The 13,972-nt window shown below is 41.0% G+C and carries 15 protein-coding genes; 4 read left to right on the plus strand and 11 right to left on the minus strand.

Translation table 11 applies throughout. The features are described 5' to 3' along the window. Nucleotides 1-143: 143 nt before the first annotated feature. Together MHB67_RS14710 and MHB67_RS14715 are read right to left on the minus strand one after the other, a co-directional pair. Entirely contained in the window at nt 144-1,472 is a 1,329-nt protein-coding gene (locus tag MHB67_RS14710) for a Na+/H+ antiporter family protein (protein ID WP_103131563.1), read from the minus strand. A gap of 140 nt (nt 1,473-1,612) precedes the next feature. Beyond that, the gene (locus tag MHB67_RS14715; protein ID WP_024423346.1) at nt 1,613-3,103 is read right to left on the minus strand and encodes a leucyl aminopeptidase; all 1,491 of its coding nucleotides are present in this window, start codon (nt 3,101-3,103) and stop codon (nt 1,613-1,615) included. Nucleotides 3,104-3,426: 323 nt separating this feature from the next. Here MHB67_RS14715 and MHB67_RS14720 point away from each other — a divergent pair, with 323 nt between their 5' ends. After that, entirely contained in the window at nt 3,427-3,903 is a 477-nt protein-coding gene (locus MHB67_RS14720; RefSeq protein WP_024423347.1) for a divergent PAP2 family protein, read from the plus strand. 40 nt (nt 3,904-3,943) lie between these two features. Here the strand turns inward: MHB67_RS14720 and MHB67_RS14725 are convergent, their stop codons facing one another. From MHB67_RS14725 to MHB67_RS14745, 5 genes are all read right to left on the minus strand, one after another. Then, nucleotides 3,944-4,588, minus strand: coding sequence for a 3D domain-containing protein (locus MHB67_RS14725; protein WP_024423348.1), 645 nt, complete (start codon nt 4,586-4,588; stop codon nt 3,944-3,946). A gap of 99 nt (nt 4,589-4,687) precedes the next feature. After that, nucleotides 4,688-5,008 carry a YuiB family protein gene (locus tag MHB67_RS14730; protein ID WP_024423349.1) on the minus strand — a complete coding sequence of 107 codons (321 nt, stop codon included), beginning with the start codon at nt 5,006-5,008 and terminating at the stop codon, nt 4,688-4,690. A gap of 81 nt (nt 5,009-5,089) precedes the next feature. Next, nucleotides 5,090-5,215 (minus strand): YuiA family protein, encoded by a 126-nt coding sequence (locus MHB67_RS14735; RefSeq protein ID WP_157834354.1) that lies wholly within the window; start codon nt 5,213-5,215, stop codon nt 5,090-5,092. Between the two features lie 149 nt (nt 5,216-5,364). Then, nucleotides 5,365-6,515 (minus strand): IS3 family transposase gene (locus MHB67_RS14740; RefSeq protein WP_270125770.1). Its coding sequence is split into 2 segments (ribosomal slippage): nt 5,365-6,242 and nt 6,242-6,515, totalling 1,152 coding nucleotides; the frame shifts between segments, so codons are not numbered across the junction. A 124-nt stretch (nt 6,516-6,639) separates the two neighbouring features. After that, nucleotides 6,640-7,857 carry an NAD(P)/FAD-dependent oxidoreductase gene (locus MHB67_RS14745; RefSeq protein ID WP_024423350.1) on the minus strand — a complete coding sequence of 406 codons (1,218 nt, stop codon included), beginning with the start codon at nt 7,855-7,857 and terminating at the stop codon, nt 6,640-6,642. Between the two features lie 391 nt (nt 7,858-8,248). Between MHB67_RS14745 and yumC the strand changes: the two genes are divergently transcribed. Next, nucleotides 8,249-9,247, plus strand: coding sequence for a ferredoxin--NADP reductase 2 (gene yumC, locus MHB67_RS14750; RefSeq protein ID WP_024425964.1), 999 nt, complete (start codon nt 8,249-8,251; stop codon nt 9,245-9,247). A gap of 46 nt (nt 9,248-9,293) precedes the next feature. Here the strand turns inward: yumC and MHB67_RS14755 are convergent, their stop codons facing one another. After that, entirely contained in the window at nt 9,294-9,500 is a 207-nt protein-coding gene (locus MHB67_RS14755; protein ID WP_024423352.1) for a hypothetical protein, read from the minus strand. A gap of 238 nt (nt 9,501-9,738) precedes the next feature. On the opposite strand from MHB67_RS14755, the gene MHB67_RS14760 reads away from it, so the two are divergent. Beyond that, on the plus strand, nt 9,739-10,506 hold the full coding sequence (locus MHB67_RS14760) for a MerR family transcriptional regulator (RefSeq protein WP_342492600.1): 768 nt from the start codon (nt 9,739-9,741) through the stop codon (nt 10,504-10,506). Between the two features lie 296 nt (nt 10,507-10,802). On the opposite strand, the gene MHB67_RS14765 is transcribed toward MHB67_RS14760, so the two are convergent. From MHB67_RS14765 to MHB67_RS14775, 3 genes are all read right to left on the minus strand, one after another. Then, nucleotides 10,803-11,165: an iron-sulfur cluster assembly accessory protein gene (locus MHB67_RS14765; protein ID WP_024425967.1), complete on the minus strand. Its 363-nt coding sequence runs from the start codon at nt 11,163-11,165 to the stop codon at nt 10,803-10,805. A 73-nt stretch (nt 11,166-11,238) separates the two neighbouring features. Continuing rightward, entirely contained in the window at nt 11,239-12,093 is an 855-nt protein-coding gene (gene dapF / locus MHB67_RS14770) for a diaminopimelate epimerase (RefSeq protein ID WP_024423355.1), read from the minus strand. Between the two features lie 270 nt (nt 12,094-12,363). After that, nucleotides 12,364-12,600 (minus strand): YuzB family protein, encoded by a 237-nt coding sequence (locus MHB67_RS14775; protein ID WP_008346813.1) that lies wholly within the window; start codon nt 12,598-12,600, stop codon nt 12,364-12,366. A 255-nt stretch (nt 12,601-12,855) separates the two neighbouring features. On the opposite strand from MHB67_RS14775, the gene MHB67_RS14780 reads away from it, so the two are divergent. Continuing rightward, entirely contained in the window at nt 12,856-13,923 is a 1,068-nt protein-coding gene (locus MHB67_RS14780; RefSeq protein ID WP_044331177.1) for an NAD(P)/FAD-dependent oxidoreductase, read from the plus strand. The last annotated feature ends 49 nt before the right edge of the window (nt 13,924-13,972 follow it).

The following is a 13,972-nucleotide window of genomic DNA, read 5'->3' on the forward strand; positions in this document are numbered from 1 at the left end:
TTCATTTTTATCAGCATATATACGTAAGATAGAGGAAGAAAGATTCATTTAATTCATACTTTTGTCCTAATTATTTTTTCATCTACGAACAACAAAAAAGCTTATAGAAAAAACATCATGGTTTTCTCTACAAGCTTTTCATTTTACAGAATAATCGCCGCCAGCCAGCCGAACAGAACAAGCGGAATATTATAATAGATAAAAGTCGGGACACAAGTTCCCCAAATGTGGTGATGCTGTCCATCCATATTCAATCCAGATGTTGGTCCAAGCGTACTGTCACTTGCAGGTGAACCTGCATCTCCAACAGCCGCAGCAGAGCCAATAATGGCAATAGTAGCCATTGGACTAAATCCTAAGTGTAAGCAAAGTGGAACAAAAATGGTTGTAATAATCGGAATCGTAGCAAATGATGATCCGATCCCCATTGTCACAACCAGGCCAACGAGCAGCATTAAAATTGCTGCAAGGCTGTGGCTGTTGCCAATATATTGGGAAGATGCTTTGACAAGAGATTCAATGTCTCCTGTTTTTGTTAAAACATTGGCAAATCCAGCGGCAACAAGCATGACAAAACCGATAAAGGCCATCATATTCATTCCAGATGTAATCAGTTCATCTGCTTCATCGCGTTTCATCATTCCAGTCACAAACAAGATAAGCAGTCCTGAGAGTGCACCGAAGATCATTCCTTCCACACCAAGGCTTTGCGATAAATAAAGCTGGACAATCAACGAAACGAGAATAGCAAGACCGGCAAAGAATAAGCTTTTTTTCGTATAAGCCGATTTTTCTACATCTGTAATTTCACGATCCTCATATACTCTCGGCTTTCGATACACAAAAATGGAAACGATCAAGCCAAGAACCATTCCTGCTACAGGAATCAGCATCGCATACGGAATATCTGCAAGGTCTACGGTCAGACCCGCTTCCTTCATATTGTCACGAAGCATTCCGTGGAAAATCTGTCCAAAACCGACTGGAAGTAATATATATGGTGCAGTGAGTCCGAAGGTCATGACACACGCTAGCAGTCTGCGGTCAATCTGAAGCTCGTTAAACACCTTTAATAACGGCGGAATTAAGACTGGGATAAAGGCAATATGAACAGGAACGACGTTCTGTGAAAAACAAGACACGATCAAAATGACAAGAACGATGAGCACTTTTGATAGTGTTTTCCGTCTTGAATCGCCTTCTTTTCCTAGAAGCTTCACTGCTCCTTCAACCATGGCATCTGGAAGACCTGTTTTCGTCAGTGCCGCAGCAAATGCTCCTAGTAACGCATAACTAATCGCCACTGTTGCATTTCCTCCGAGTCCGTCCGTAAAGGCGTCCACTGTTCCTCCCAAGCCTAATCCACCTGCAAGTCCGCCAGCTAAAGCACCTATTGCCAGCGCAATCACGACATTGACCCGCAGCAAGCTTAATATCAACATTAAAACAACCGCTAAAACAACTGCATTCATGGTGAAACCCCCGAAATCCTTTAGTTTACTAATGTAGTAGATAATTAAAGTACCAACGTATGTTACCATAGAAAAAAAACTTCGTCAAATGGCGTATGTCCTACATAAAAAAGCTCTGCCATCCGGCAGAGCCCTATCCTTTATTTTGTTCCTTCAAATCGTTCCACAAATGTTGCGAGTGATCTCACCATCACCCCTGTTGCCCCTGTTGGTCCAAAGCATGAAGGTTTTTCTGTTGTTGCAGTTCCTGCAATATCTAAGTGAACCCAAGGCGTCTCCTCTGCGAATTCGCCAATGAAAGCACCTGCCATGATCGCATGACCATCACGGCCTGGTGAGTTATTGAGATCCGCCATTTTGCTGTTTCGTACTCGTTTCTTATCTTTTTCCGTGATTGGCAGCTGCCAGATCATTTCACCGCATTCTTCTGATGCTTCTTTAAACTGAGCGTACAGCTCATCGTTATTGGTCATCGCGCCTGTTGTCTCATTTCCAAGCGCCACAATGACACCGCCTGTTAATGTGGCCACATCTACAAGGACAGAGGCACCATGCTGCTTCGCATATGTCACCCCATCTGCTAAAACAAGACGGCCTTCTGCATCCGTATTGAGCACTTCGATTGTTTTACCGCTTAGTGACACAATCACGTCGTCTGGCTTCATAGCGTCTGCCGAGATCATATTATCGGTTGAGGCGATGACCGCAATGACATTTTGCTCTGGGCGAAGTTCGCCGATGATTTCCATTGCGCCTAGAACAGAGGCTGAGCCGCCCATATCTGTTTTCATGCCAACCATACTCGCTCTTGGCTTTAAAGAATAGCCGCCGGTATCATACGTGATGCCTTTACCGACAAGGCCGATGACGTCTGTCCATTCTTCCTTGCCTTGATATTTTAATACGATGAGTTTTGGCGGTTCTGTTGAGCCTCTATTGACGGCTAAAATACCGCCCATTCCGAGCTCTTCCATTTGTTCTTTATCTAAAATTTCAATCTCAAATTCATATTTATATGCAAGCTCTGCCGCATACGAAGCCAGATCAGAGGATGTGAGCATGTTTGGTGGCATATTCACAAGGGTACGGGCCGAATTAACTGACTGTCCGTACACTTCGCCGACTTTCAAACTCGCCTGAATTTCAGCTTGATCATGCTCTGTCGTTGCATAAACAAACTCGATAAAACGATCCGGTTCATTTGTTTTATGTTTAAAATCCTGTAATTCATATGTAGCTAAAAGGCAGCTTTCAGAAAGGGCATGGGCTGCATCTTGAGCAGGCAGATCCTTTCCAATAAACGTATCCAGCAAGACAGAAACCGCTTGCTTTTTATCTTGATGAAGCTTTTTGAATAAATGGGCAAACACTTCTTTTGCCTCTTCAAACGTGTAATCTGATTCCTTCCCAAGCCCGACAAAATAAATGCGTTTGATGCCTGTTTCAGGGGATGGGAAAAATTTCGAAAGCTGATTTCGTTTGGATGAAATGTCGCCTTCTTTTAATAATTCAGTGATTCTTCCTTCAAGTAATTCATCCATTTCTTTTGCTTTTCCTGATAATTGGCTCTTTTGAAAAAGTCCGATCGCCAGTGTATCTTTATGCTGCAATTCATTTGTCGAGAAAAACATATTTATCACACGCTCCTTAATGAACTCCATTTTTCACATTGGAACTTCTATTATATCAAAATTTGCGTGCCTATACGATCATTGCCAGTCTGTCTTTACTTGATGAACATTTATATTTTCACACGCGGAAGGGCATCATGAAAAAGCGGCGAAAACCTGAGCAGCTTGTCCTTGTTCTCCTCGTTCCACATCTACTTTCTTTAATGTTATAATGAACATGGACTTGGCAGCATTTTTTACTGCTATCATTTTTCATCATACTAGGATTTTTAGTCCATCATTTCGCACGATATTTTTTCTTAAAGAGAGGATGTTTCTTGTTCATGAGCGTACTGACGAATTTTCCGCTGCTTGCCAGCCTTGCAGCCATCTTTTTTGCTCAATTTGTAAAAGTACCGATTCAATTTATCATTTCTAGACGACTAGATTGGTCGCTCATTACAAGCACAGGCGGAATGCCAAGTTCACACTCCGCAGCAGTAACAGCACTCTCAACAGCAGTGGCTTTAGAGCACGGGCTAGATACATCTATCTTTGCCATTTCCGCCATCTTTGCCATTATTACGATGTTTGATGCGACAGGCGTTCGCAGACAGGCAGGAGAACAGGCGACTGTTCTCAACAAGCTCGTAACAGATTTTAACCGATTTGTTTCCGAAGCAAAGAATTTCCCGAATGCGGAAGAAAAAGAAAAGCAAAAGAAATTAAAAGAGCTTCTTGGTCATAAGCCGATTGAAGTCTTCTTCGGCGGTTTAACAGGGATCTTGCTGACACTCATCTTAGATTATTACTTCATGTAGAAGCGAAAAAGCTTTGGACCTTAAACGGCCCAAAGCTTTTTTATTCTTTATTGGCTTGAAACTGCTGACGGAATACTTGCATCGATTCTGCTTCATTAAGCTGATTTAAGTCTTTTTCCGTTAACGTCCCTTCACCCTTTTTGATGATATACACATCGAGCACTTTTTTACCCCATTCTCTATACACATCATCAACGGTTTCATAGTATAAATCAAGCTTATGGCCTTTAATGGCTTTCCCGGTATCTGCAACCACACCGTAGCCATAGTTTGGGATAAACAGCACCGTTCCAATCGGAAAAACAGATGGGTCGGCTGCCACTGTTGAGTATAAATCACGTTTCACTTTGACGCCTGAATATGTAATGCCATATGCATGATGTTCCTTCGTTTTGCCTGTTGATTCCACACCTGCTGTATAGCCGGTTGCCACAACTTTCTGCTTCGGGTAATCGTTCCAATTAAAGGCTTCTTCGAGAGAAACAGCCCGCGAATCTTCACTTTTGAGTGCGATCGTTTCCCTTTTTTGCTGCTGAAAAAAAGAAGATACTTGCTTGCCCGCATCGGTTTTTTTCACCCAAACAGCTAAATCACTTGGTTCGACTCCAGATATGCCCGTAAAGCTTGTCAAAAGTGCAAGCATGAATAGGGCGGTCATGAACAATCGTTTCATCCATGTTTTCATCTCTATTTGTCACTCCTCTACCCATCTATTTGTTTCCAAACAAAATGGAAACTATGCAAAGGAGAAACAAAAAAACCCACTTGCGTGTCCACAAGTGAGTTAAAACATTTGATACCCTCTTTTTCGAAGTGCATTAATGACAAAACCTGATGTGATTGCACCGATCAGGCCGCTTAATAAGATGATGATATCTGCCGCAGCGAGTGAGACGATCCGGTCTCCTATTCCTGAAAAAGCAGTGCCAGGCTCTCTTACATAAGCGATCATCTTTTGATTGTTAATAATGAAAAGGCATACAATTGGATATAAAATAGCCATAATCCATGACATTCTCAGCAGCATATTGAGCAAAAAGCCAATGCCGAAGAATAACACGAAAAATAAAATAACTGAAATGATAACGACTGGTAAACTGATCACTTCATCTCCACCCCCAAATATCCCATCATTAGTTTAACTTGGAAATAGAGATGAAGTCAATCAATGGAAAAAGCAGATCGATTAACGCTTCTTTCCTGTCCCTTTACATTCCTCACACGTTTCAGATCCGCCGAGCAATAGCTGAAAATACCCTTTTCCTGAACAATATTGACAGATTGATGTTTTTTCCTTTGTTTGTGCATTCATATTGCTCACTCCTTAATCTAAATTTTCTGATAATTAATCATAACATATTTTGCCGTCAATGACCAAGTGAGAAAATATACCACAACTTATAAAAAAACGTGTATCACGAGGGACTGACCCCCGTTTTTGAGACAGGGATCAAAACACCTTTATACAGCCAATTGCCGATAGTTGATCGGTGATTGGTTGTTTAGTTTCGTTTGAATACGAATGTTGTTATAATAATAAATGTATTCTTTGACAGTGCGTTCTACAATGTTGGTTGTAGTTCGATCAATGCTGTTAAGATAGAACGTTTCAGACTTTAGCGAGGAATGAAACGATTCGATGGAGGCATTATCAGCGGGCGTCCCTTTACGGGACATGCTCATGGTAATGCCTTTTATATGAACAGCTTTCTGATACTCGTAAGATGTATACACAGAACCTTGGTCGCTATGTAACACACAGTTTTCAGGCAGTGCTGGGAGCTGATCAAGTGTGTTTAAAATAAAGTCTGTGTCCTGCTTATCACCAATCGTAAACGCAATCACTTCTCCATTATATAAATCCAATATACTGGAAAGGTACAATTGTTTCTGTCCATAAGGCAAATACGTGATGTCCGTTACTAGTTTTTCAAGAGGGCGATCAGACTGAAAGTTCCGATCCAGTATATTACCGGCCACGGCATAGGGCTGCCCATTCTTCTTACGCTTTTTCATTTTAACCCGGCACTGCCACTGGTTTTTCTGCATGATACGTTGAACAGTTTTATGGTTAATACGCATTCTCACTTTTAGTAAGGCTGTGATTTTTCGGTATCCATATCGATACTTGTGTTCTCGGCACAACGTGCCGATTTGCTTCTCTAGTTGTCTTTTAGAATGATTCTGAGTCAGATTCTTTTTCCATCTATAGTACGAAGCGCGTGAGACGCCTAAATGGATACAGATGTCCTGTACTGTCATCGTTTTGCACAATTCTTCTACCAGTTTGATTGACGTTTCCTTATCAACTTCCTTTCCAATTCGTTGTACTTTTTTAAAACTTCATTCTGTTGACTCAGATAGCGATTTTCTGCCTGCAGTCTCTCTAATTCGGAAGAGTACTCGGGACCCTTTCTATGGGTATATTGTTTTCCAACAGGCTGTTCAAACCGGTGTGTATCCCCAGCCTTATGCCACCTCACCCATGTCTGAACCTGCGTTTTATTTGTGATATTCAATTCCCGCAAGATCTCTTTCATTGATACGCCTGCCAATCTCATTTCTACAGCCTTCTGTTTGACTTCAACCGGATAACTCACTCTTGTCCCCATAGAAAAAACACCTCCATGTTTTATTTCGGATCACAACGATCCGTTTTCAAACTTGAAGGTGTTTTTTATTTGTCTCATCTTATGGGGTCAGTCCCCGAGGATACACGTTTTTGTCTATGATGGTTTAGAAGAACTTGAATTTTCCTTTTTTCAGAACAAGTCCTGGTCCGCCAACCATGAATAAAGAACGGTTGTCGATGATTTTCTTCATTGCAGAAGCTTTTGTTCCTTGAAGTTTTTTACCAAACGCAACACCTACTGCGTCGTGTTCACCAAGAGAAGCAACTGTTCCTTTGATGTCTGGCTTAAAGCTTTCAAGAGAACCGCCTTTTACTAGTGCTGCAAGGTTTTTCGCTACTGTTTCACCTTGCTGCATAGCGATTTGTGCAGTTGGTGGGTATGGACGGTTGATTTCTTCATTGATAATCAATGAACAGTCACCAATGATGAAGACATCATCATTTTCTGGTACACGAAGATCTGGAGAAACTTTTACGCGGCCGCGCATGTTTTCAAAACCAGCTTCTTCAACGATTGGGTTACCGCGTACACCTGCAGCCCAAACAACAGTTGCAGCTTTGATTTCTTCTGTATCATCGTCTTTTCCCACAATGATCCCCTCAGGCGTACATTCTTTGATCGCTGTACCGATTTTGAACTCGACACCTTTACCTTGAAGGTAGTTCATCGCATAGTCGATCAATTCTGGATCGAATCCAGGAAGAGCTGTTGGCGCAGCTTCTACACAGATGATACGCACGTCTTTTTGATCAATGTCATACTCTTTGCAAAGCTCAGGCACACGGTTTCCAAGCTCACCAAGGAACTCAATACCTGTGAATCCTGCGCCGCCGACAACGATTGTCAAACGCTCTGGACGTTTTTCAGCATCCGTATTATACGTCGCAAATTGAAGCTCAATGTGCTCACGAAGCTGACGAGCAGAGTTGATGTTAGAGATTGAGAATGCGTATTCTTTCAGTCCTGCAATACCAAATGTTTCAGGAACAGCACCAAGTGCAACAACAAGGTAGTCATAAGAAAGTTCGCCATCTGATGTCACAACTTTCTTCGCTTCCTTATCAATGCTTTCAACTGTTGCTTGTACAAAGTTGACACGGGAACTGTTAATCACATCTTTGATTTGATAACGACAGCGGTCATGATGAAGAGTACCTGCACTTGCTTCATGAAGCCATGTTGTTTCGTAATGATAATTATGCTTGTTCACAAGAGTAATGTCCGCATCATTTGTGCCAAGCTGTTTTGTTAATCTTGTTACAGTCATTAATCCGCCATAACCTGCACCTAATACAACGATTTTCGGTTTATTCACTGGAATCACATCCACCTTTTTTAAATTTGCTGTAAAACGGATAAAGAATTACATATCGTTATTCTCAACCGCTTTGCGGCATTTTATGAAATTTAAACAAAAAAATAAGTATGTGAAAATCTGAACTTTCACCTACATAAAACGAAAGCATTTGACCGTATCCGACAAAAATTCATAAAAAATTAATATTTAGTTCCCTTAACAATAATAGCGAGTTCTGTTCCAATTTTCAAGGCTTTAAACTGAAAATCCTTATGATAAACGGTCTTTCTCACTTTTTCCTCCTTTTCAAAGCTTCGGCATCAAAAAACGACAAGTTTTTCAAAACAAGTCAAATGACGATATGTGGTATGATATGATATAGTGATAACAATTTTCATTTGGGAGGATTAAAGGAATGCAAGAAGATTCTAAGGTATATGACATTACCGTTATCGGGGGCGGCCCAGTTGGATTGTTTACTGCGTTTTACGGAGGCATGAGACAGGCAAGTGTGAAAATCATTGAAAGCCTTCCTCAGCTCGGCGGTCAACTATCCGCTCTTTACCCTGAAAAATATATTTATGATGTGGCTGGATTTCCAAAAATCCGCGCACAAGAATTAGTTGATAACTTAAAGGAACAAATGGATAAATTTGATCAAACCATTTGCTTAGAGCAGGCAGTTGAAACGGTTGAAAAGCAGGCAGATGGGATCTTTAAACTTGTGACAAATCAAGAGATTCATTATTCTAAAACAATTATCATCACAGCTGGTAACGGTGCATTCCAACCGAGAAAGCTTGAACTTGATTCAGCAGAATCATTTGAAGGAAGCAACCTGCATTACTTCATTAATGACTTGAACCAATTTGCCGGCAGACGTGTGGCCGTTCTTGGGGGCGGAGACTCTGCGGTGGACTGGGCACTTATGCTTGAACCAATCGCAAAAGAAGTATCCATTATTCACCGCCGCGATAAATTCCGCGCACATGAGCACAGTGTAGAAAACCTGCACAACTCGAAAGTCAATGTACTAACACCATATGTACCAACTGAGCTCATTGGTGAAGACCGCATTGAACAAATCGTGCTCGAAGAAGTCAAAGGCGACAAAAAACAAGTGCTTGATGTGGACGACGTGATCGTCAACTTCGGTTTTGTTTCCTCCCTTGGACCAATCAAACAATGGGGCCTTGAAATCGAAAAGAACTCCATCGTGGTGAAATCTACAATGGAAACAAACATTGAAGGCTTCTATGCGGCAGGAGACATCTGTACGTATGAAGGAAAAGTCAAATTGATTGCAAGCGGATTTGGTGAAGCACCAACTGCTGTCAACAATGCGAAAGCTTACATGGACCCGAAAGCCCGTGTACAGCCTCTCCATTCCACAAGCTTATTTGAAAACAAATAAGAACGGATCAAAAAAGGAGTTCCCACTCGCGGAACTCCTTTTTCGTTTATTTAAAAACCCCAATATAGGCATTTGCCATTCCAAGCACCATTGCAGCAAGCAGCACCACAACAATCCCTGCCACAACCAAAATCACCCGATCCTTCACACGTTCCTTTTTCGGAAGCGGCTTCTCAATCCCGCAAGATGGACACGTTTTGGAACGATACGGAATCAGTTCATGACAGTTCCTGCAATTGATTTGTTCACTCAAACCTCAGCAACCTCTTTTCTGACTACAGTTTATGTTTGGATTTCATGATACTCTTTTCGAGTGGAAATAGCCAGTTGTTCGGGCCAGCTGTAACAAAATTGAGCGATTTGCGAAAAAAACATAACTCCTTGAATTCGCTGCTTCAAACAAGATCAACAATGATATAAATTTTTAAAAAGATGATTGACCCTAACGCAACGTCATATTTTATAGTGGATATCAAGAGAGGTGAATTGAAATGAAAGTGAAAGAAGTAGCTGAATTATTTGGTATTAGCATTCGTACACTTCATCATTACGACAAGATTGGTTTATTGACTCCAAGTGAAGTCACAGATAATCGTTATCGGCTCTATTCAGAAGAAAACCTTGAAACATTGCAGCAAATATTATTTTTCAGGGAACTTGGATTTCCATTGAAGGAAATCCAAAAGATGATGCACAATCCTTCATTTAATAAGAAAGAAGCATTTATGCTACAAAGAAAAATGTTAGTAGAGAAACGAAATAATCTCGATAAAATGATCGGAAATATTGATAAGACGCTACAGCATTTAACGGGAGAAACTCAATACACCTATAAAGAAAGGTTTGAGAATATGAATATGAATTTTAGCCAATATGAAGAAGAAGCTCGTCACCGTTGGGGAAATCAAGCTGTTGATGAAGTCAGCTCAAAACTAAATCATTTGTCTAAAGATGAACAAATTGAATTATCTGATAGCTGGGATAGCATATTGAATAAACTAGCCTCTCTTCGCAGCCATTCCCCTAAATCCAAAGAGGTGCAAATCGTCATCAAACAATGGTACGACTTTTTAAACGAAAACTTTCGTTATTACTCTCTTGATGCTTTTTACGGTTTAGGCCAACTCTATATTCAAGATGAACGTTTCACAAAGAATATAGATCGTTATGGTGAGGGATTGGCATCATTTATGAGCGAAGCGATGAAAGTCTTTACTACTCTTCATAAAAGAGGGAACAGCTTTGAAAATGATGATTGAGAATACAATCGATTAATTCGAAACGTTATTCTCAACGAAACACAACAAAGAACATTTTTTCCGACACCATGATGAACCTTTTTGAAAAGATGTGGAAGATGAACAGAGGAAATACTAAGAAACTGCGAGCTTTTTTCTAATTAAATATCTTTATAAAGAGGACGTGCTGAGTGATTTTTAAGTCATGTCCTTTTTTGCATCTTTAAAAACAACACAAAAAACCTCCTCAAGAAAATGATTAATATGAGGAGGTCTTCATTATACAAATGGTTTTACAGAATGAATCGTTTTAACCCTTAACACTCTTCCGGCGTACCGGTATTCGTCGCTGTTCTGAAAGAAGAACCACACCCGCATGATGCAATGGCGTTCGGATTATCGATGGTGAAACCGCCGCCCATGAGTGATTGTTTGAAATCAATGATGGTTCCGTTCATGATATCAAGGCTTTCGGAATCGACAAGGACATTGATGCCGTGCTGCTTGAACTGCGTGTCTTTCTCTGAGACTTCATGGTCAAAGCCCATGCCGTATGAGAGACCGCTGCAACCGCCGCCTTTTACGCCCACTCGAAGGAACGCATTTTCTTCTTCATGTTCTTTCATCATATCTTTAATCTGCAGTGCAGCAGCTTCTGTAATGGTTACTGGTGTACTCATGATCATCCCTCCTTTTGACTGGATGTTTCTTTTCAATTATAAACGTGATGATGCCTTTTCTCAAATAAATGGTTTAGAGATAAAATGTGCCGTCACAAATCGTTTCAGCAGGTCCTGTCATGAGCACGTGGTCATTGTCTTTCCAACGAATGATGAGGTCTCCGCCTGCTAAATGAACGGTCATGTCTGTTTCTTTTTTTGCCTGACCATTCACAATTGTGGATACAGCCGCAGCACAGGCCCCAGTTCCGCAAGCCTGGGTAATTCCTGAACCTCTTTCCCATACGCGAAAATGCAGTTCTGTTTCACTGACAACTTCTACAAATTCTACATTGACGCCTTCTGGGAACATGTCGTGTTTTTCGATGATTGGTCCAAGTGTATGAAGCGGCGCTTTTTCAATATCCTCTAAATAAAAAACGATGTGCGGGTTTCCCATCGAAACGGCCGTTCCATTTAATTTCGCAGTGCCAAAATCAAGCAGCTCATTAACCGTTGTGCTAGCCGGTTCACCAAGCATCGGCATTGCTTCTTTTTCAAAACGTGGTTTTCCCATATCTACTGTGACTAGCTGAACGTGACCATCCTGAGCGTGAACGGTCGCTTCAACGAGTCCTGACAATGTCTCAATCTGGAACGTTGTGTCCGTCACAATTTGATGCTCATACACATACTTTGCAACACAGCGCAGCCCATTACCGCAGTTTTTGCCCTCTGATCCATCATTGTTGAAAATGCGCATCTTCACAGGTGCAACATCTGATGGGCAAATCAGGATCATCCCGTCAGAACCGATTCCTGTATAAACAGAAGAAACGCGGATCGCTATCTCTGATAGCTGCTCTTCTGGAAGCTGTTCCTTCATCTGATTGACGTAAATATAATTATTTCCTAATCCGTGCATTTTCGTGAATTGAAATGATGTCATGAGCTTCCTCCAAAAATGTTGTTTCTTTATAGTATAAAAGGAGTCGATTCAGGAGACAATCTTATCATCCCCCGTTTTTCATACATAGAAGCTCTTTGCTGCCATGGCAAAGGGCTTTTATTATGCATATGCCTCTTTTTCTCTCGTGTGATATTTCATATTGATGATATTTTATTAGCATAACATATTGGATGCGCTTTCTATTGATTCTCCTTAAAAATGGAAGATGAAAATGTGAAAAAAATGCACCTCATGACCCATGTGGTGCATTTAAAACATGTCGTTTTCCTCTATAAAAGCATAAATACGCTCGACTAGCTGCTCTGCATTTTCTCCTGAAACAAATTCTCCATTCACAAGTGCAAATGGGGAGTCCATACATTTGCCGCAATAGCTTAAACAGCCGTATTCCATTACGTCTAGGTTTGGGTCTTTTTCAAGCTTCTCTTTTGCTTCTTGAGACCCTTGTGCAAGATTACTTACACAAAATTCGATCAGTGGAAACACTGTGCTTCACCTCACATTGCCTTACCATCCTACCGAAATTCCTTGCATTAGTCAAAATATGAGCTTCATCTGTATCGTTACGCCTATTCCTCATAAAATGTTTTACTATTTAGGACTAACTGATGAATATGTAGGTTATTTTGAAACAATTATTGTGGTTTCACAGTAAATTCGATATAATTTTATTTGGTATTTTAACTTAAAGTTTTTTAGTATAAGTGTTTTTCAATGTCTACGGGGAAAAGGAGAATCGTCATGAAAAATTTAGTCTTGATCGGCGGAGGTTACGGGAATATGCGGGTTCTCCACCGCTTATTGCCAAATCAATTACCTGATGATGTCACTATCACATTAATTGATCGAAATCCTTACCACTGTTTAAAAACAGAATATTATGCACTTGCTGCTGGAACGATCTCTGATCATCACATTCGAGTATCTTTTCCAGAGCATCCGAAGCTGGATATTCAATACGGGGAAGTAGAAAAAATTGATATTGAAAACAAACAGATTTTATTCAGCGACCGTGAACCGATTCCGTATGATGATACGGTGATTGGACTCGGCTGTGAGGACAAGTATCATAATGTCCCTGGTGCGAAAGAACATACATACAGCATTCAAACCATTGATCAGTCAAGACATGCGTATAACAAATTAAACAATTTGAGCGCAGGTGCAACGGTTGGCATCGTCGGTGCTGGACTTAGCGGGGTAGAGCTGGCCAGTGAATTAAGAGAAAGCCGTGCTGATTTAAACATTATTCTTTTTGACCGCGGAGAGCTGATTCTATCAAGCTTCCCAAAAAGATTAAGTTTGTATGTGCAAAAGTGGTTTGAAGAAAATGACGTAAAGATCATTAACTGTGCCAATATTACAAAGGTTGAAGAAGGTCTTGTTTATAACCATGATGACGCGATTGAAGCTGATGTCATCGTGTGGACAGCAGGAATACAGCCAAGTAAAGTGGTACGACAGATGGATGTTGAAAAAGACGCACAAGGCCGTGTCGTATTAACTCCTCATCACAATCTCCCAGGGGATGAGCATGTATATGTCGTAGGTGACTGCGCAAGTCTGCCGCATGCCCCAAGTGCACAGCTTGCTGAGGCGCAGGCAGAACAAATTGTCCAATCTCTGCAAAAACGCTGGAAAAATGAGCCGCTTCCTGAGGCTTATCCACAGTTTAAGCTAAAAGGTGTTTTAGGTTCTTTAGGGAAAAAAGCCGGATTTGGCTTAGTGGCAGATCGTCCGCTTGTTGGCAGGGTGCCAAGACTTCTGAAATCTGGACTGCTTTGGATGTACAAGCATCACAACGGCTAAAATTATGTGAATTTTTTCTCAAAGCTCCTTCGTGACGAGGGAGCTTTTT

The sequence above is a fragment of the Bacillus sp. FSL H8-0516 genome, assembly GCF_038635285.1.
GTDB lineage: Bacteria > Bacillota > Bacilli > Bacillales > Bacillaceae > Bacillus > Bacillus safensis.

What these genes read in the sequence shown, in the direction of transcription:
- MHB67_RS14710 (WP_103131563.1), bottom strand. Translation starts at nt 1,472, where the DNA reads ATGAATGCAGTTGTTTTAGCGGTTGTTTTAATGTTGATATTAAGCTTG.
- MHB67_RS14715 (WP_024423346.1), bottom strand. Translation starts at nt 3,103, where the DNA reads ATGTTTTTCTCGACAAATGAATTGCAGCATAAAGATACACTGGCGATC.
- MHB67_RS14720 (WP_024423347.1), top strand. Translation starts at nt 3,427, where the DNA reads ATGAGCGTACTGACGAATTTTCCGCTGCTTGCCAGCCTTGCAGCCATC.
- MHB67_RS14725 (WP_024423348.1), bottom strand. Translation starts at nt 4,588, where the DNA reads ATGAAAACATGGATGAAACGATTGTTCATGACCGCCCTATTCATGCTT.
- MHB67_RS14735 (WP_157834354.1), bottom strand. Translation starts at nt 5,215, where the DNA reads ATGAATGCACAAACAAAGGAAAAAACATCAATCTGTCAATATTGTTCA.
- yumC (WP_024425964.1), top strand. Translation starts at nt 8,249, where the DNA reads ATGCAAGAAGATTCTAAGGTATATGACATTACCGTTATCGGGGGCGGC.
- MHB67_RS14760 (WP_342492600.1), top strand. Translation starts at nt 9,739, where the DNA reads ATGAAAGTGAAAGAAGTAGCTGAATTATTTGGTATTAGCATTCGTACA.
- MHB67_RS14765 (WP_024425967.1), bottom strand. Translation starts at nt 11,165, where the DNA reads ATGAGTACACCAGTAACCATTACAGAAGCTGCTGCACTGCAGATTAAA.
- dapF (WP_024423355.1), bottom strand. Translation starts at nt 12,093, where the DNA reads ATGACATCATTTCAATTCACGAAAATGCACGGATTAGGAAATAATTAT.
- MHB67_RS14780 (WP_044331177.1), top strand. Translation starts at nt 12,856, where the DNA reads ATGAAAAATTTAGTCTTGATCGGCGGAGGTTACGGGAATATGCGGGTT.